We start from the raw sequence: 18,037 nt of genomic DNA, 5'->3' as shown, positions 1-18,037 counted from the left end.
TAATGGTGCTTGTCTATAATAATTTATAAAACTACCTTTTAGTGAAAGGCTTTGTTTTAGCAGTGTTTCTTTTAAACTTTCTTTCAATTACTCTCATAATATATTGTCCTGGAGCAAGCTGAGAAATATCAACAGAGTTACTTTGAATAAGACCATGAAGTACTCGACGACCTGTCATGTCAAAAACAGTGTAAATAGGATCTTCGTAACCCTCTAAGGAAGATGCAGAAAAATTAATTACATCTAAAGCAGGATTAGGATATAGTATAAAATCGTCTTGTGTAGTATTGTCAGCAATCCCTAACAAAGTGCTACCTTCAACTAAATCAACTGCTTGGTTTACATCAACATCTTCTAAAGTGTCAATAACACCAGATGGCCAGTAAACGACTACCGTTTCTACAATATCGCTCGTGCCAAGACCAAAGTGTGTATTAAGACTACTCATGTTTCTAAAACCTTCTCCGCTTCTCACGTCTCTAATTTGAGTTCCAGTTGCAGTAGTAATTTCAACACGAGTACCTAAACCATCTACATTACTTTGTAATCCTTTTGTGTTTATTTTTAACCAGTTATTTGAGTTCCCGTTGTTAAAATTAATCCCACTAAAGGACTTCGCATCGATAAAGCCATCATTGTTTAGATCTCCAAAACCACCGTTCCCTATATTAGTGTCAGAAACGTTAAAGGTTAAATCTCCATTACCGTATAATATTCTTCCACCCGAAACGATATCCGCATTCCCGTCATTATCAAAATCGTAGGTTTGGTTTTCTATGTCTGTATTTGTAAAACCGGTTAAACCAGAAGCAGCAATTACGTCTGTAAATGAACCGTCGCCATTGTTTCTCATTAATCTATGGAAACCATCGCCTAATGCACTTGCACCAACCCAAGCATCCATATCTCCATCATTGTCATAATCTGCCCAAGCACTAGACCATGTTTGCATATCATCTTCAAGCCCTAAAGCAGCGCCAGACTCAGTAAACGTACCATCACCGTTGTTAACGTGCATTTCGTTCTCTCTTCTTTCTGAAGATCCCCCACACTTAGCAATAAACATATCCACATCTCTGTCGTTGTCAAAATCAACCCAAACAGAACCATAGTTACCTCCAGAAGGATAATCTCCTAAACCACCTTGATTAAAAGTAAAGTTTCCATTTCCGTCGTTAATATAATAAACATTTGGTTCAACATCGTGACACACAAATGCATCAAGGTGACCATCGTTATTTATATCAACAAAGTTTGAGCGTTGAGAAAATACATACTGAGATCCTGAAATTTCAGTAAATGCGGTACCCGAATCGTTTGCTCTCATAAATGTAACCCCATTTCCACCACCGTAAAGTAAATCTGTAAAGCCATTACGATCATAATCTGCAGCAGCAAGACTCCAAGAAGGTGTATTGTTTGCTGTAGTTGTTGTTATTAATTGTTCATCAAATGATCCATCTTCTTGTTGAAGAAAAATTTGAATTCTTGTGCTGGATACAGAAATAACGTCATCTAAGTTGTCCCCGTTCATGTCAACAATTCCTCGGTCAGAATAATCTGTATTAATATTTTGGTTTGTAAATGTAACTTGCCCGTATGTTGTCGCGCAACACGCAAACAAGAATGTAAGTAAAAATGTTTTTTTCATAAGAAAATAGTTTAGTTGATTAATCGCAGTTTAAAGTTAAAGAGTTTATCCATTCTTCCATCAGGGCTAGCCCTTCAGTATGAACTAGAGTTTGCCCAAATTGGGGCATTTTGTATAGGCCTTCTTCTTCAGCCATTCTATAATATATTATTGAATTATCTATATCTCGAGGGGAAATTAATTTTTGACCCGTTAGGCCTGGAATAGGCGTATCTGCATCTTGACAAATAATACTTTCTAACAAATTTGTTTCGGTATCGTTAAACGCTAATCTTATATTTCTAAAATCACCTGAGCCTCCATCTTGATGGCAATTCCCACAATTCATATCTACATAAGAGCGCATCCTAAGTTCAACAGGTTGAGAAGCGTCACTCCAATTAACAGCAGTATTAATAGTTGATGGAATGCTATTTTCAAGATAGCCAAAATCTATTAATTTTTGTAATTGATTGCTTGGGCCATCACTATAGTCTATTGTGGTATTGATGCTTTGGGGCTTAATGCCTAAGGGAACGGTAGTTCCTGCATTACTATGACAAATAATACATTGCGTCATGGCAGGGAATCTATAATTTACAGACATTGGCTCGCCATTTTGAAGCCATTCGATTTCTTTGAAGCCACCATCCCCAATATCATCTAAAAACCCTTCTGTTTGTTCGTCATTCCATATATATTCTGCAAACTGCCACTCAGAATCTATTTTTACCATTACTCGGGTTTCCATAATACGAGTAGTGTTGGTTGGCAAAACATTATCATAACTAAAGACTTTTATCAAAGCACTTCCATCAGGAAAATCTAATGATTTATTGTCAGCAACATAAGACGCTCTTTCTCCGGGGGGAATCCAAACATATCTTGCTTTTATTGCATAATCGGTAAAAAGAGGGTTTATTGGCTCATATTTAAGAACACCATACCCTGCCGTAATATCACTCAAGTTTCCATCAAAAAAATTATATTCTGAAAGTGTCGCATATGGAAATCTGGCAAGATCTAAATTAACGATTGTTTCATTAAGAACAGTAATTGAAACCGTTTCAACTTTACAACCTGATCCATCCATCAAACAAATAGTGTACTGAAAAGAGTCGCTCCCTACAAAGTTTTCATTTGGATCGTATAAAATAAAATCATCTCGTAAATCTGAAGGTGTATTGTTATTATTTACAACTACAGTCCCATTTGTTGGGGATGTTACACTTAATGTTCCGTCTTGAGGAATGTTTGCGTCATTACTAAAAATTTGAATTTCAATAGTCGCCAATTTAGAAACTTCAGTCATATCTGACTCTGTTGTTATCTCTAAAGCAATATAACCATTATCATCGTCACTTTTACAAGCTGAAAAGACAACAAGAAAAGCGATAAAAAATGAAAAGGCATTAGTTTTATTATACATTATTTTTACAGATGATTAGGTATCTGATAGATATTTAGGTAATTAACAAAGCTAATATATTCTTATTTAATTACAAAACCTTCCTAAATGAGAGTATTATGAGAAATTTGAACGGTATGAGCCCCAGTGTTTATGCATAAAATAGCCGTTTAGTGCTGCCACTAAAATTGCTGGGCAATGATGGGAAGATTTGCAAAAACGTGAAATAAAACGATGTTTATTGGTATAGGAACCAAAATTATTAATGCAAATGGCACCCATCTTTTTAGAAGCAAAAGTATCCCTGCAATAACTTCGGTAATTCCAACCTATCCCAAGATATATCCCTTTCTAGTAGGTGCCTCTCCAGAAAACCGCAGTGTTTTAAAAAGGTGTTCAGCTTCGGGATAAGGGGTAAAATCAAAATCTGGCACAAACAAAAAACTTATTAAGACCAAAACTTAAAAGCCTGGCTCCAAGTCCATGGCGCAGTATTGTGTTAACGACATTCATTTTTAAAAAGTTTTGGCATAACGTTACAAGTAGAATCAGAATCACATCCAACATTATTAAAACATGTTAAATCAATTTATTAATCATTAAATATTCAGCTATTTGGACCGCATTAGTAGCGGCACCTTTTCTAAGATTGTCGCTTACAATCCACATGTTGAGTGTGTTTTCTTGTGTCATATCGCGCCTTAGTCTCCCAACAAACACATCATCTTTGCCTTTTGCCAAGATGGGCATTGGATAGGAGTTTGTGCTTGGGTCGTCTTGTAGTGTAATGCCCGAGGTGCTAATAAGAATTTGCCGAACTTCATTTAAATCAAAATCATTTTCAAACTCTACATTAACGGCTTCACTATGACCTCCCGATGTTGGAATTCTTACTGCTGTTGCAGTAATGGAGAATGTTCTATCGTCCAATATTTTTTGAGGTTCTCTCGCAAGCTTTAATTCTTCTTTTGTGTACCCGTTTTCCTCAAAAACATCGCAGTGAGGAATCGCGTTTTGATGTATTTGATATGGATATGCCATAGCCCCCTTAATACCATTTTCCTCATTTTCCATTTGTCTTACTGCGTGGATTCCTGTGCCAGAAACAGATTGATAAGTAGAAACGACAACACGGCGCATTTTATATTTTTTATGCAGCGGCGCAAGTGCCATCACCATTTGGATTGTAGAGCAATTTGGATTGGCAATAATGGTGTCTTCTTTTGTTAAAATGTTGGCATTTATTTCTGGAACAATAAGTTTTTTAGTGGGATCCATTCTCCATGCAGAGGAATTATCAATAACAGTGGTCCCTTGTTCTGCAAACTTGGTTGCCCATTTTAATGAGGTTTCTCCCCCTGCGGAAAAAATTGCAAGAGTAGGTTTTGCTTTTAAAGCTTCTTCTATTCCTATTATTTTATAAAGCTTGTCCTTAAAGACGAGCTCCCTTCCAATAGATCTTGTCGATGCGACTGGCAACAATTCGGTTAATGGAAAATTTCTCTCTTCGAGTACCTTGAGTAGTACCGTGCCAACCATTCCTGTGGCACCTATTACAGCTATTTTCATTTTTTCAATTTGTAAGAATAAAAGTACACCTTTTATTTGACCAATAGTTTTCAATTAACCCAAAAAAGAACCACCCTATCGAAAACGAAATGGGTGGTTTTTTAAACATATAGGGCAGAGTAACTTAGACACAATGCTCTTTAATTATTTGAAGAAAAATTAAATAAAGACTGTTAGCAACCTTAATTATGATGGTTGCAATTGAAAAGGTGCCGAGGGTTATTAAAACTTATTTTTTAAGGGAGTCTCTAATTTCTTTTAGAATGTCAAGCTCACTTGGTCCTGGATCAGCTGGCGCAGGAGGGGGAGTTTTTGTTTTATTATACGCTTTAATGATTACAAACAATATAAATCCTACTATAATAAGATTAATGATTGAATTTATCCATTCTCCATACATAATAGCATTTTCTGGTGTAATCACAGCACCATCAGCGCCAAGCATTGCTTCGTCTAATACTTTTTTCATGTCGGAAAAATCAACTCCACCGGCAAAGTGACCAATGATGGGCATCATTATATTAGCGACAAATCCTTTTACGACTAGCCCTATAGCACCCGCTAAAATAACCGCAACGGCTAAATCTATGACGTTACCCGTCATTATAAATTTCTTAAAATCATTAAACATTATTTCTAGGTTTGTTGTTAATAAGAAATGAAGATAGTATTTTTTTAAATCCCTTAACACTGTTTTAAGAAAAACCACCATTATTTTCGATGAACAACGCGCTTTACTCGTTGAGAGATTGCCGTGAGTAATTCATAAGAGATAGAGTTGATTGCATTGGATAGCTTTTCTGCTGTTGTTGTAGTTCCAAAGATAATTACTTCGTCGCCTTCTTCGCATTCAATATTTGACACGTCCACCATAATCATGTCCATACAAACATTGCCTTGGATAGGTGCTTTTTGACCGTTGATTGTTACCCAGCCAATGCCATTTCCAAAGGCTCTAGAAATCCCGTCTGCGTGACCTATTGGTAAGGTGGCGGTTTTCATTGTGTTTTGCACTTTATATGCACGGTTGTAGCCTAGCGTATCTCCTTTTTGTAAGGTATGAATTTGAGATATCACCGTTTTTAAAGTCGCGACAGGTTTCAATTTTTTGTTCTCTATAAGATCGTTCCCAAAACCATACAAACCAATTCCTGTGCGGACCATATCATATTGGTGGCTGGGAAAGTTCAGTATTCCAGAAGTATTCAAAGTATGAAAAAATGGACGATAGGATACTGCCGAAAGCAGACTTTCTCTAATACGCTTGAAGCTGTTTAGTTGCCTTTTTGTAAAATCTATTTCATTTTTATCTTCACTCGCCGCAAGATGGGAAAAAGCAGACTTTATTTTTACATGTTGGTTGCCTGTTAATTCTTCTAGGATATTTGGAAGCTCCTCTTCAGTAAATCCTAGTCTGTTTAATCCAGTATTAAATTTTAAGTGAATAGGATAGTTGCGTTGTTGTTCTTGTTCAGCAAACGCTACAAACTGTTTCAGTATTTTTTTAGAATAAATACTAGGTTCTAAGCATTTGTTTATAATGCTGTCAAAGTTTGATGGCAATGTATGTAACACCAAGATTGGTGTTGTAATTCCTGCATCTCTTAACAAAACCCCTTCTTTCGCATAGGCTACGGCAAAATAGGAAACTCCAAGGGCAACTAATTCTTTTGCAACCATTACAGCATCGCTGCCATAGCCAAACGCCTTTACTACTGCCATTACTTTAGTTTCTTTTTCTAGTTTTGAAGTAATGTAATTGTAATTATGTGCCAATGCGTTAAGGTCAATTTCTAATACAGTTTCAGAAGCTTTAGACATAGAATTTCTAAATAAAAGAAGTTGATTTTATGCTTGTTTACCTAATTTTTTAACGGTTTTTTTACTTTCTATTTTTTGCGGATCTTGTACTTCCATTTTTCTTACTTTATCACGAAGCATGGCTTTGTAAAAAGCAGCCCTACTTAACGGCTCGTATTCTTCGGTTTCTCCTAAAAGCACCAAGCGGTCATTGGTAGATTTTCTAAAGCTATAATTAGCAAGGTTCCCAGTGCGAGGACAGATAGCGTGTACCTTAGTAACATACTCAGCAGTTGCCATAAGGGCCGGCATGGGGCCAAAGGGATTTCCTTTAAAATCCATATCAAGTCCCGCAACAATTACACGTACGCCTCGATTTGCAAGATCGTTGCACACTTTTACAATTTCGTCATCAAAAAATTGTGCCTCATCAATTCCCACAACATCGCAGCCGTCTGCTAAAATAGGTATGTTTGCAGCAGCAGGAACTGAAGTGGAACGTATTTGATTTTTGTCGTGCGATACCACCTCATCATGATCATACCTAGTATCAACAGAAGGCTTAAAGATTTCTACTTTTTGACGTGCAAATTTTGCGCGCTTTAGCCTTCGGATTAGTTCTTCAGTTTTACCTGAAAACATAGAACCACAAATCACTTCGATCCAGCCGAATTGTTCTTTCTGATTTACGGTATTTTCAAGAAACATAGTTAAGTTTTAGACGAAATTGGAAATCCCTTTCGTTTTGTAAGAAAGGTTGTGTAAATTTATAAAAACAAAACGGAGCATAAAGGGTAAACTGTAAATTTATGAAATGTGATTAACTAATATTATGCCTACAAATAAAATACCTTGGAAAGTTACATCCTTCTTATACTTAAAATAATTGATTACAGATGAAAAAAAAACTTGGCTCACAAATCCAACAATTGGCAAAAAAACTACTGATTTCTGAAGAGGATTTTAATACTACAGAAATTAAAAAAGAGGTCACACAATTACTTGAAAAACTATCTGTTTTAGAGTTTTTAGAGGCTCAAAATAACGATGAAGAACACCACTCTCCAACTTCTGCTTTAGATTCAAAAAGCTATCGAGAGGAAAATTGGTTTAAAGAACCAGAGCCCGTCCCAGAACCTGAAAATAAAGAAGAAATTGTAGAGCCTTTAATTGAAAAAATTAAAGACTTAATAGCTCAAATGCCATTTGAATCTCAAAAGGTGGATGACTTGTTAGAAGAAATTTTACCAAAGAACAAACATATAAAAAACGACCTAGAAGAGTTTGCTTCAAGGTATCAAGAAACCCCTACGTTTGAAAGAAAAACAACGATAGTGCCTCCAGTAGAAATACCACAAGAAGTTACTCTTGTTGAGCGCTCACCATCAAAAGGAGTTGACGCCCCATCGGGTTCAAGTAATTTAATAAACGATAAGGGGATTTCAGAAAAACCGAAATCTATTAACGACGCCGTGAGGGGATCTTTAAAAATAGGCTTGAATGACCGCCTTGCTTTTATTAAACACTTGTTTGATGGTGGTGCAGATGATTATCAAAGAGTGTTGTCCCAACTTAATACGTTTCAGTCTTTTGAAGAAGCGGACAGCTTCATTAAAGGACAGGTAAAACCAGATTATAATTATTGGTTACAAAAAGATGAGTTTACAGATCGCTTTATGGCGATTGTTGAGAAAAAATTTAATTAATTTGCATTTTGATTATTTACAAAAAACATGAAATTTAGAACTCACCTATTTCTATTATTAGCCGTATTGTTTTTGTTTCTTATTAGTTGTGGAGATGACGATGATATGACCTTACCGGTGCAACAGGAAAATCCTATGGATGTCCCAATTGGGGATATAAATGATCCAGATGAGATACCCTTGGTGGGTGATCCAAGTGAAATTATTGGAAAAATTCAGGATAGGTTTCGCTCTGCTTTTTCGTCGTCGAACAGACGCTTGATGGCTTTTGTTAGACAAAACAACTTATTTGGTGACTACAACAGCAGTGCTAGCCCTAGTGATTTGTTGTGGGTTCAATCTTACATCCTTTTAGAAGAAACAATCCTTTTGGGTCTTTTAAATGAGCAAGAAGGAACAAATATTTCTTATCATTTAGGAGTGGCGCAAGTATTACAATCGTATGCGTTTTTAAATCTTGTTGATCTTTTTGGAGATGTTCCATACACAGATGTTTTTAATGTGGGCGCAAATGGAAGCCCAGCGATAGACAGCGCGAGTAGTGTATATGATGCACATTTATCTTTATTAGAGACAGCGATACAAAACTTGAGTGCAGAGGTGTCTGACATTCCTATAGATAAATATTATGGTGATTTTGATAGAAATAAATGGATTGCTCTTGCAAACACAATAAAGTTAAGGGCTTATACTAATTTGAGGTTAGTTAACAGCAATGTCGCTCGAGAACAAATTAATAGTTTGCTAAATACCAATATAATTGATTCGCCAGAGGAGGACTTTGTCTTTGATTATAGCTTAAACCCAGAAATTTTTGTAAATCATCCCTTATTTCCAAACGGCCCAAATGCTGATAGCTATATGAGTAATAATTTATTTGATTACATGAACGTTGGCGATGCAACCCCTCCATTTATAGAGACAGGAGTCATAGACCCAAGAGCACGATATTATTTTTACAGACAAAGGGATAGTGCACCTAATGGAAGTAATTTACCCTGTAGCGGGAACCCAGAATATGAATATTGCTATGTTGGAAATTTATATTGGGGAAGAGATCACGGAGATGACGAAGGCATCCCTAATGACGGCTCAAGAAGAACTTTTTATGGCGTATATCCGGTAGGAGGAGAATTTGACAATGATGCCTTTTTAAGATTAAGAGATAATAGTAATGATTTAGATGGCAAAGGTATAACGCCTTTCTTATTGTCTTCATATACTAATTTCTTACTAGCGGAAAATGCGCTTACATTAGGAACAAACGGTAGTGATATTGCCTATTTAGAAAGTGGTATTAGACAAAGCATGCAAAAAGTTAGAGAATCAGCTGAAAACTTAATAACCTTTGATGCAAATACGTCTAGTATAGATCTGGCAATGTCAAATGTACAAATTGAAGACTATGTAACTCGAGTTTTAAACGAATACAATGCATCCACAGCTGATGTAAAGCTAGGAATTATTGAACGAGAATATTATATAGCAGCATTTGGTAATGGCTTTGAAACGTATAACGCATACAGAAGAACTGGTAAACCAGAACTTCAGGCACCGTTTATTCCTTCTCAGGACTTTCCTAGATCCTTTTATTACCCTTTACAGGCTGTTCTTTATAATTTAAATATAGAACAACACCCATTAACCCAACAAGTTTTTTGGGATACTAATCCAGCAGGATTTATAGACTAATTTTTAAAACTCTGATTATTTCATTTCAATTTATTTTGTAATGTGGTACGATTTAACTGAAGTTAAATAAATTCGCACATCGTAAATCTATTCCCGTGTCAAAACTTTACCTAGTACCCACGCCTATTGGAAACCTAAAAGACATGACTTTTAGAGCTGTTGAAATATTGCAAAACGTAGATTTAATCTTGGCAGAAGATACCCGCACGAGTGGAAAGCTTTTAAAGCATTATGAAATCACCACCCAAATGCATTCCCACCACATGCACAACGAGCATAGAACTACTGAAGGGATTGTTGCTAGGATTAAAGGAGGAGAAACGGTTGCATTAATAAGCGATGCAGGAACCCCTGCAATTAGTGACCCAGGATTTTTATTAACGCGCGCCTGCTTGGAAGCGGGTATTGAAGTAGATTGTTTGCCTGGTGCTACAGCTTTTGTTCCTGCATTAGTAAATAGTGGATTGCCTAATGACAAGTTTGTATTTGAAGGATTTCTCCCAGCAAAAAAAGGCCGACAAACACGTTTTTTAGCACTTGCCGAAGAAACTAGAACAATGATAATTTATGAATCTCCGCATAAGCTACTGAAAACATTGGGACATTTTGCAACCTATTTTGGAGAGGATCGCCAAGTCTCGGTATCAAGAGAGATTTCAAAACTGCACGAAGAAACCATTCGCGGCACTGCCGCTGAGGTATTAGCACATTTCACGAATAAGCCACCCAAAGGCGAGATTGTGATTATTGTTGCAGGAAAGAAATAAAGATATTTTAAAAAAACAATCGCACACTTAAATTTGGTGTCAAGCCCAATGATTCTTGCTCAAACTGCGTTGCCTGTTCCGCCAATATTTGCGTAATAACTTTCAATAGTTTGCTGTTGATTAAAGACATTCTAGACAGACAAACCAATCGTACTTTTTAACGTTTCTGAAACCTTTAAGGAATAATTTAATGCCACATCGGTTCTAAAAAAAGTGTCGATGCATTCTCCATTTGGGCTATTAAATTGTAACTCTTGGGCAGAAATGGGTATTGAAGACTCCCCTAAAACCGTGGTGGTGGGAATTCTCGTATGCCAGTTAAAGCCTATCGCGGCACTTAGTTTTTTAAACGTGTAGCTGTTATTAAATGTAATAACATGGCGAATGTCAACACTATTAGGAAATGCCTAGCCATTATTGAGTTCCTCAAAAGTAATCGTGTTTTCGCTTACCGAATATCCTAACCGAGAGCGTACTGCTCTAGAGCGTTTCTGAATTAAAATATCAAGCCCTTTCACTTGATATTTCCCATTGGTATTTACAAACTGAAACTGATTTCTAAACCCCTGCGATCTTGAGTTTACATCGTCCACATTTTTAAGATATCCTTGCACTAACAAGCCATTTATTATAATTAAAGGTACTCCCTAAGGAAACTTACCGACTTTGAACAATGGCAATATCGTCATTATTTGCGATAACCCATCTGCGTCTTATAATGCCTAAAAAATCGTTTGATTGCTGGATTATTTGTGTGGTTGCTTGATGTTTTAATTCGCCTAAAAGACGAAGTCTAACGTTTTCTAAAAACTGCCAACTTGCATTAACCAGAGGCTCGATGAAAGTTTTAGAGAACTTAGGATAATTTGTTGCGCGAACCCCAAGGGCAATGTTGGTCTGTTTTGACGAACGATTATATTCAACATATCCGGCGTGTGTATCGAGCACTCTTTTAATAGAATTGAACAGTGGCGGCTCATTTAAACCCACAGGTTTTGTAACACCAGTTTCACTAAACTGATATTCTGCTATTAATTTTTGGGAAGATGAAATTGCGTAGTCCCCATCAATTTTAACCCCTAAATCGAGCACTTCATTAAATTGTTCTAATCGTTGGTCTTTGAGGACGTCATAATTGACACCACGCAGGATATAGTTAGATAAAGACCCTAAAACTTAGGTGTTATACCTAGGACTCCATTGTCTTTTATAGCGAAGGCTTCCCGCATTATTTTGTTGTTTCAAACCGCGTTCTAAGGCTTGATTTAACAATGTGTTTTCAGCTGGTTCTAAAAAATTGAATTCATTATTTATAGAAATGAAAGAAGCGCTCAGCTTGTCTTTTTTTGAAAGATCAAACAACAATTTTCCGCTAATATCATAGAAGAAAAACTTTTGGTTGTTAATTACTGAACGATCTGCGACGTTATCAGAATTTGTGACTTCTGTATCTTGGAAAACACGGTCAAAATATTGTGAATAGGTTGCCGTTTCTATAAGGTCTGTATTGGAACGGCGTGCTGAAATCTGGAGGGTTATTTTTTTAGAGAGAGGTGTTTTTACGAGCGCACTTCCTGCAATTAAATTAAACCCAGCACTACCATCTACTTTATCATTAGGCTCCTGATAGAGCATCATTTCTATCCTCCCAGAAACTCTGTCGCCCAATTTTGTGGAGGTTCCATTTTTTATTACATTTATTTTATGGATGATATAAGGATCAAATGCAGAAATCATCCCAAAGAAATGCCCAGATTGGCACATTTTAATACCGTCCCAAAGAATGAGGTTTTGATCATTTGTGCCGCCGCGAATATTCAAGTTAGTAACAAACTCGTCTGTGCTGCTAATTCCCGGGAGTGATTTTACACTTGCCAGAACATTGGGTTCGCTTAATCCCGGAATGATATTGAAACCTTTCGGTTTTATGGTGACGCTTCTGTCTTTATTGAGACTAACTCCTTTTGCTAGGTATTGCGAAAGGAGTACTTCGCTTAAAACTTGATTAGAAAAAGAGTCCGCTTCTTTATGTTGAATTATGATAGAGTCTTCTAACAGAAAAAATTGTAGAGGGAATTGAGATTCTAATCCTGATAATGCTTCAGTTAAAGACAAGTTTTCTGAAGGAATAGTTCCGTTAAGATCTTCAATTTGAGCATCTATGTATGAAAACGTCTTCCCGTAGCGCGTTTCAAGCAGGCTAATTATTTGAGAAAGGGATTGCTGGTCTGTTTTTTTTGTGCTTTTAGCGAATTATAAAAAACAGATATTACTAAAAACACACTGGTAATATAGTTTTTATTCACCTGATATTGATGCTGTTTTATCTTTGATGGTATAGTTTAATCGTAAAGGCCAAGTAATGGTGTTTAGCGCTTGTTCTAAATTTTTATTAGAAAATTGACCCGTAAATAATTACGAGATGGTAACGTTTTGTGTTTCAATTTTTATATCAAACTGATGCTCTAATTCTTCTAAAACTTCTGAGTAGGGTATGCTTTTAAAGGAGATGAGCCCTTTTGTCCAGCTAGGATAGATATCTAAAGAATCAGCACCAAATTTAAACTCATTATTAAAGATTGAGACATATTCTCCCGGCTTCAAAATAACCTCTTCAAAATTATGAATCACTTTTACAGATCCTTCATAGCAATGCCCATTAAAAAAGCCCCCCCCTTTGTTTTACATTAAACTGTGTGTCTAGAACGGTTACGGTTCCTTGCGAAGTTTCAACCGTAAATTTTTGGAAAATTAAAATCGGAAAAGGGTTTCAATTTTCTAAAACAACCACCATAACTTAATGGGAGCTATTTTTTCAACCCCTCTATTAAAAATAAAATGTTTTAAAGAGCATCTTATTTTTAATTTTCACAGGAGTATTGCGCTTTAACTCCCTATTTCGTTTTTCTGATTTTTACAACAGTCAACTGCGCACTGAAGACTAAACATGTTTCCCTTTCTCCCAGCCATGTTTCCCTAAATATTGATCGCCACTTTCAACAGCACCTTCTTCAATGGAGGTTCCCATAGAGTCATTCCATCTATTTAAGTAACCAAAAAGTGAAATAACCCCTAGCATCTCTACAATTTCCCCTTCGTCCCAGTATTTGTAAAGGCGTTCTTTTATTTCAGCATCAACAGCGTTTGGCACCATCGAGGCTTGGAGCGAAAAGTCTAATGCGGCACGTTCAGCTTCGCTAAATGCTGGGTGTGTGCGGTATTCCCAAATATTATCTAACTGTTCTTGTTCAGCTCCGTAACGCTCTGCAGCTCTAATGGCGTGCGCTTGGCAATAACGACAACCGGTGGCATTACTACTTACCCAAGCAATCATTCTTTTTAAGGCGGAGGTTACGCGGCCATCGTTTGCCATTACTGCTTTATTCAAATTGATAAAAGCACGGCTAATAGCAGGCCTGCGTTGCATCGTTAAAACGCTGTTTGGGCAAAAGCCTAGTGTTTCATTAAAGAAATTTGCAAGCTCTTGCGTTGTTTCGTCGTGATTGATTGAAAGTGGCGTTACTAATGGCATGGGATTGTTTTATATTTTAGTCGAAGATACTGTTCCCTGAAACAAAAGACAAATTCATAAAAAAATAATCTTCTTTAAATAAAAGAAGGCTAGATTTTGTACATTTCCAATTCTATGAGATGGAATATATTGCCAAGGGTAGCCCAGGAAAAAGCAGCACAACTAGCACAAGATTTAGGGGTGTCTAAAAAAATTGCAATATTACTAATACAGAGAGGGATAGAAAACTTTGATCAAGCAAAAAGCTTTTTTAGACCTTCTTTAAAGGACTTGCACGACCCTTTTTTAATGCAGGATATGGATCTTGCTGTAGCGCGTGTGGAAAAAGCAATTTCTAATAACGAGAATATTTTAGTGTATGGAGATTATGATGTTGACGGCACGACAAGTGTGGCACTATTATCTAGCTATTTAAAATCATATTACCCTAATATTGCAACCTATATTCCAGATCGTTATGGGGAAGGATATGGAGTTTCTTATAAAGGAATCGACTTTGCTGAAGACAATGATTTCAGCTTAATAATAGCACTTGATTGTGGTATAAAAGCCGTTGATAAAGTAGCTTATGCAACACAAAAAGGCATCGATTTTATTATTTGTGATCACCACCGGCCAGGCCCGGAAATCCCAAAGGCAGTGGCAGTTTTAGATCCGAAAAGAGACGATTGCAACTATCCTTTCAAAGAACTTTGCGGCTGCGGTGTTGGTTTTAAATTAATACAAGCACTGGGTTCAAAACGGGGAGAAACCATCTATGATTTAGTGTTGTATTTAGATCTTGTGGCAACCGCAATAGGCGCAGATATTGTTCCAATAATAGGAGAAAATAGGATCCTAGCGTATCACGGTTTAAATGTCATTAATACAGCGCCAAGAACAGGTTATGAGGCAATTCTGAAACAAGTAAAGAAAGAGACCTTAACAATTACAGACGTCGTTTTTATCATCGCTCCTCGTATCAATGCTGCTGGAAGAATGAAACACGGCAACCATGCAGTGACTTTATTAGTAGAGACAGACATAAACAAAGCTGCTGTTTGGGCTTCGGAAATTGAACAATTCAATCAAGACCGAAGAGAAGCAGATAAAAAAATTACCAAAGAAGCACTTTTACAAATTGAAAAAAACAAAGAACAGGACAAAAGCACAACCGTAGTTTATAAAGAAGATTGGCACAAAGGCGTCATTGGCATTGTAGCTTCTAGATTGACTGAAACTTATTATAGACCAACCTTAGTGTTTACCAAAAGCGGAGATAAACTTGCGGCTTCTGCACGCTCTGTTTCTGGCTTTGATGTTTATAATGCATTAGAAGCGTGTAGCGAATTTATTGAACAGTTTGGAGGGCATAAATATGCAGCGGGACTTACACTTGAAGTTTTAAATTATGAAAATTTTAAAAACAAGTTTGAAGAGGTTGTTGCCGCTACGATTGACCCCAAATTATTACAACCCGAATTAAATATTGCTATGGAGTTAGATTTAGCAGATATCACTCCAAAATTTTATAGAATCTTAAAACAGTTTGCACCTTTTGGACCTGGAAATTCAACACCGCTTTTCATAACTAAAAATTTAAAAGAAACGGGCTATGGTAAATGTGTAGGCGAAGATAAAACACACCTTAGATTAACGGTTAAACAAGGGATTCAGCAATTTGTTTGTATTGGTTTCGGAATGGGAGATAAAAAGGAGATAGCTTGTTCGAGTAACTTTTTTAATGCTGCGTATGTGATTGATGAAAATGAATGGCAAGGAAATGTGAATTTACAGCTTCGGCTAAAAGATATAAAATGTTAAATTTTAGTATCTTTTAGCGTACTAACCTTTTTAAAAACTGAAAGCAGTCATTTTTTTATTAGCCATAATCGCAGGTATAATGAGCTATAATTTTTACCACACTTGGCATAGATTTAATCCCCCCAACTATCGTTACGCTACCGATTTTAATGTGTCTGACGATCATGCTGATAAGGCACTACTATTAAATTATCACGAAGCCGTTGAAAAACTAAATAGTTAAATAATCAATGAGCTGATTGCTAATGACATATACGCGCGTAATCCCGAAGGTGATGGCGATGCCACACAAGCAGCTTTGAAGAAGTTTGAAGCGACAAACAGTCTATTCCCTGATGGTAAACTGGACGCCTTAACTTTGGATGCATTAATTTTCTAATATTTGCTGTATTAATTGGGTAAGTTAAACAGGTTTTTCTTCTTGAATAAAATGCCTTGGGTCTAAAAGGCAAATATCTTATTCTGAAATTTTTCGCTCAGAAATAATGTCTTATTTTTTTGGCTCCCAATGTAAAAGCTAGTCGTTACTTTCCCAAATTACTGTTGCTGGAACGTTTAAATTTTTCGCCGGGGTACCATATACTGCTAAGGAATTACAGGTTTGCGTAAAGAAGTAATACATTCTTTTTTTTCTTCTTTGAGTGGTTTGTTGTATCCTTCAATACCTTGTTTGTTGAGGTTATTTTCTTTCATTCCACTTTTAAATAAATTTTTGAGCATTTGGTTTGTTGTAATCCCATTACGGTATGCTCCCATAGTTTTTCTTGCCATAAAGCGTATGAGAAGAGTAAAACCTAAATCAGAAATAACAATATTTAAAATAACAAGTCGATCACTTTTTGAAACATCTTCCTTGGTCAATTCCTAGTTCCACCAGCCACCACCATCACGCATAACTAGAGTCCAATGCGCTATATTTAAAGATTTTATTAGTACTAAAAGTTTCTTCGCTTGCTGTTTCTCGTAATAAATTTCATCTCCTTGAGGAGAATCACTACTGCCGTAGCCTAACATATCTGGCACTAGTACCCGATGGGTTTTGGACAATTCATCGATTATATTTCGATACAGACAACCAGTAGTATTACATCACCCTCCCTTTTGTATGTTTATTTAATATTTTCACTTTGCGATGAAAACGACTTCTGTTGTTTTCTAAAAGAGTCGCAGGCAATCCGGTCTGGTTTCATAGAAGTGGATTTATAAGGACTACAAGATGTCACATTGATTTACAGCAATAGGATAAGGAATAGTAGCGTATTCTTGTTTTAGTCAGGGGTGTTCGCAAACAATATTGAAACGCATTAACGCTCTCGAAAAGGAGGGAAACTTCTTCTTCTTTCAGCCTTCAAAGGTTTTTAAGCTGAAATTTTCACCATCAAAAACACCGTAAGTATATTGTGTTATCCAGTCGCCAAGGTTGTAATAGGTAGCGTTTTCGCCCACTTGTATTTCCATATTTAAATGGCGGTGTCCAAAAACAAAATAGTCATAGTGTTTTGTTTCTAGCTTTCGCCTGGCGTATAGGGCTAGCCATTCATTTTCATCTCCTAAAAACTTTTCATCTTCATCTCCTGAAATCAATTTGTTTTTAACGGATAAATATTGAGCCAGTCGCATTCCTAACTCAGGGTGAAACCATCTAAAAAGCCAATTAAAAACCGGGTTTGTAAAGACCTTTTTCATTCTTTTATAGCCTTTGTCTCCAGGACCTTTTCCATCGCCATGACCTATTAAAAAAACGGCGTCGTTAAAAGTAAATTCCTTCACGTCGCGATAAGTAGGAATGTTTAGTTCTTTCTCAAAATACTCCTTCATCCAAAGGTCGTGATTTCCAACAAAAAAGTAAATTGGGATTCCGCTGTCGCTAATTTCGGCAAGTTTCCCTAGAACTCTCACAAAACCTTTAGGAACTACTGTTTTATATTCAAACCAAAAATCAAAAAGATCTCCTAGCAAAAAAATAGCCGCGGCATCTTCTTTAATTTCGTCAAGCCAGCGCACAAATTTCTTTTCACGAGGCAGGCTCAATTCGCTAGTTGGAGCACCTAGGTGATTGTCGCTTGAGAAATAAACTTTTTTTCCGTGAGGGATTTGCATTGGGTAAAGATAGTAAATCTAGTATTCAGT

The 18,037-nt window shown here is 36.5% G+C and carries 21 protein-coding genes; 7 read left to right on the top strand and 14 right to left on the bottom strand.

Annotation, left to right across the window (positions count from 1 at the left end):
* Positions 1-31: 31 nt before the first annotated feature.
* On the bottom strand, positions 32-1,651 hold the full coding sequence (locus tag ABXT67_RS05180; protein WP_415376216.1) for an FG-GAP-like repeat-containing protein: 1,620 nt from the start codon (positions 1,649-1,651) through the stop codon (positions 32-34).
* Positions 1,652-1,670: 19 nt separating this feature from the next.
* Complete coding sequence (locus tag ABXT67_RS05175) at positions 1,671-3,059, bottom strand: Ig-like domain-containing protein (protein WP_415376215.1); 1,389 nt, start codon at positions 3,057-3,059, stop codon at positions 1,671-1,673.
* Positions 3,060-3,272: 213 nt separating this feature from the next.
* On the opposite strand from ABXT67_RS05175, the gene ABXT67_RS05170 reads away from it, so the two are divergent.
* Positions 3,273-3,449 (top strand): hypothetical protein, encoded by a 177-nt coding sequence (locus ABXT67_RS05170; RefSeq protein WP_415376214.1) that lies wholly within the window; start codon positions 3,273-3,275, stop codon positions 3,447-3,449.
* Positions 3,450-3,617: 168 nt separating this feature from the next.
* On the opposite strand, the gene ABXT67_RS05165 is transcribed toward ABXT67_RS05170, so the two are convergent.
* The 4 genes from ABXT67_RS05165 to ABXT67_RS05150 all read right to left on the bottom strand — a co-directional run bounded on the left by ABXT67_RS05165 (position 3,618) and on the right by ABXT67_RS05150 (position 7,115).
* Complete coding sequence (locus tag ABXT67_RS05165; RefSeq protein WP_415376213.1) at positions 3,618-4,607, bottom strand: aspartate-semialdehyde dehydrogenase; 990 nt, start codon at positions 4,605-4,607, stop codon at positions 3,618-3,620.
* Between the two features lie 229 nt (positions 4,608-4,836).
* The gene (gene mscL / locus ABXT67_RS05160) at positions 4,837-5,238 is read right to left on the bottom strand and encodes a large conductance mechanosensitive channel protein MscL (RefSeq protein WP_415376934.1); all 402 of its coding nucleotides are present in this window, start codon (positions 5,236-5,238) and stop codon (positions 4,837-4,839) included.
* An 80-nt stretch (positions 5,239-5,318) separates the two neighbouring features.
* Positions 5,319-6,428: an alanine racemase gene (gene alr, locus ABXT67_RS05155; protein ID WP_415376212.1), complete on the bottom strand. Its 1,110-nt coding sequence runs from the start codon at positions 6,426-6,428 to the stop codon at positions 5,319-5,321.
* Positions 6,429-6,455: 27 nt separating this feature from the next.
* Positions 6,456-7,115: a thymidine kinase gene (locus tag ABXT67_RS05150; protein WP_415376211.1), complete on the bottom strand. Its 660-nt coding sequence runs from the start codon at positions 7,113-7,115 to the stop codon at positions 6,456-6,458.
* A gap of 188 nt (positions 7,116-7,303) precedes the next feature.
* On the opposite strand from ABXT67_RS05150, the gene ABXT67_RS05145 reads away from it, so the two are divergent.
* From ABXT67_RS05145 to ABXT67_RS05130, 4 genes are all read left to right on the top strand, one after another.
* Positions 7,304-8,113, top strand: coding sequence for a hypothetical protein (locus ABXT67_RS05145; RefSeq protein WP_415376210.1), 810 nt, complete (start codon positions 7,304-7,306; stop codon positions 8,111-8,113).
* Between the two features lie 27 nt (positions 8,114-8,140).
* Positions 8,141-9,805, top strand: coding sequence for a SusD/RagB family nutrient-binding outer membrane lipoprotein (locus ABXT67_RS05140; RefSeq protein WP_415376209.1), 1,665 nt, complete (start codon positions 8,141-8,143; stop codon positions 9,803-9,805).
* Between the two features lie 95 nt (positions 9,806-9,900).
* Positions 9,901-10,572, top strand: coding sequence for a 16S rRNA (cytidine(1402)-2'-O)-methyltransferase (gene rsmI, locus ABXT67_RS05135; protein WP_415376208.1), 672 nt, complete (start codon positions 9,901-9,903; stop codon positions 10,570-10,572).
* Between the two features lie 219 nt (positions 10,573-10,791).
* Positions 10,792-10,929 (top strand): hypothetical protein, encoded by a 138-nt coding sequence (locus ABXT67_RS05130; protein WP_415376207.1) that lies wholly within the window; start codon positions 10,792-10,794, stop codon positions 10,927-10,929.
* Positions 10,930-10,979: 50 nt separating this feature from the next.
* Here the strand turns inward: ABXT67_RS05130 and ABXT67_RS05125 are convergent, their stop codons facing one another.
* The 5 genes from ABXT67_RS05125 to ABXT67_RS05105 all read right to left on the bottom strand — a co-directional run bounded on the left by ABXT67_RS05125 (position 10,980) and on the right by ABXT67_RS05105 (position 14,104).
* Entirely contained in the window at positions 10,980-11,165 is a 186-nt protein-coding gene (locus ABXT67_RS05125; protein ID WP_415376206.1) for a hypothetical protein, read from the bottom strand.
* Positions 11,166-11,229: 64 nt separating this feature from the next.
* Positions 11,230-11,664, bottom strand: a complete 435-nt coding sequence (locus tag ABXT67_RS05120) for a hypothetical protein (RefSeq protein ID WP_415376205.1) — start codon at positions 11,662-11,664, stop codon at positions 11,230-11,232.
* A gap of 84 nt (positions 11,665-11,748) precedes the next feature.
* Positions 11,749-12,687 (bottom strand): TonB-dependent receptor plug domain-containing protein, encoded by a 939-nt coding sequence (locus ABXT67_RS05115; RefSeq protein WP_415376204.1) that lies wholly within the window; start codon positions 12,685-12,687, stop codon positions 11,749-11,751.
* Positions 12,688-12,987: 300 nt separating this feature from the next.
* The gene (locus ABXT67_RS05110; RefSeq protein WP_415376203.1) at positions 12,988-13,203 is read right to left on the bottom strand and encodes a hypothetical protein; all 216 of its coding nucleotides are present in this window, start codon (positions 13,201-13,203) and stop codon (positions 12,988-12,990) included.
* Between the two features lie 310 nt (positions 13,204-13,513).
* Positions 13,514-14,104 (bottom strand): carboxymuconolactone decarboxylase family protein, encoded by a 591-nt coding sequence (locus tag ABXT67_RS05105; protein ID WP_415376202.1) that lies wholly within the window; start codon positions 14,102-14,104, stop codon positions 13,514-13,516.
* A gap of 114 nt (positions 14,105-14,218) precedes the next feature.
* Between ABXT67_RS05105 and recJ the strand changes: the two genes are divergently transcribed.
* Both recJ and ABXT67_RS05095 read left to right on the top strand, forming a co-directional pair.
* Complete coding sequence (gene recJ, locus ABXT67_RS05100; protein ID WP_415376201.1) at positions 14,219-15,907, top strand: single-stranded-DNA-specific exonuclease RecJ; 1,689 nt, start codon at positions 14,219-14,221, stop codon at positions 15,905-15,907.
* Positions 15,908-16,130: 223 nt separating this feature from the next.
* A complete protein-coding gene (locus tag ABXT67_RS05095) occupies positions 16,131-16,286 on the top strand; it encodes a peptidoglycan-binding domain-containing protein (RefSeq protein ID WP_415376933.1) in 156 nt (51 codons plus the stop codon).
* Between the two features lie 206 nt (positions 16,287-16,492).
* On the opposite strand, the gene ABXT67_RS05090 is transcribed toward ABXT67_RS05095, so the two are convergent.
* From ABXT67_RS05090 to ABXT67_RS05080, 3 genes are all read right to left on the bottom strand, one after another.
* Complete coding sequence (locus ABXT67_RS05090) at positions 16,493-16,678, bottom strand: hypothetical protein (RefSeq protein ID WP_415376200.1); 186 nt, start codon at positions 16,676-16,678, stop codon at positions 16,493-16,495.
* A gap of 93 nt (positions 16,679-16,771) precedes the next feature.
* Positions 16,772-16,954: an alpha/beta fold hydrolase gene (locus ABXT67_RS05085; RefSeq protein WP_415376199.1), complete on the bottom strand. Its 183-nt coding sequence runs from the start codon at positions 16,952-16,954 to the stop codon at positions 16,772-16,774.
* Between the two features lie 294 nt (positions 16,955-17,248).
* A complete protein-coding gene (locus ABXT67_RS05080; protein WP_415376198.1) occupies positions 17,249-18,007 on the bottom strand; it encodes a UDP-2,3-diacylglucosamine diphosphatase in 759 nt (252 codons plus the stop codon).
* Positions 18,008-18,037 lie beyond the last annotated feature (30 nt).

Origin of the sequence: Patiriisocius sp. Uisw_017 (assembly GCF_047731265.1) — a bacterium.
Taxonomy (GTDB): Bacteria; Bacteroidota; Bacteroidia; order Flavobacteriales; family Flavobacteriaceae; genus Patiriisocius.
The sequence above is the reverse complement of the archived record's forward strand: the minus strand, read 5'-3'. Positions and strand labels throughout refer to the sequence as shown.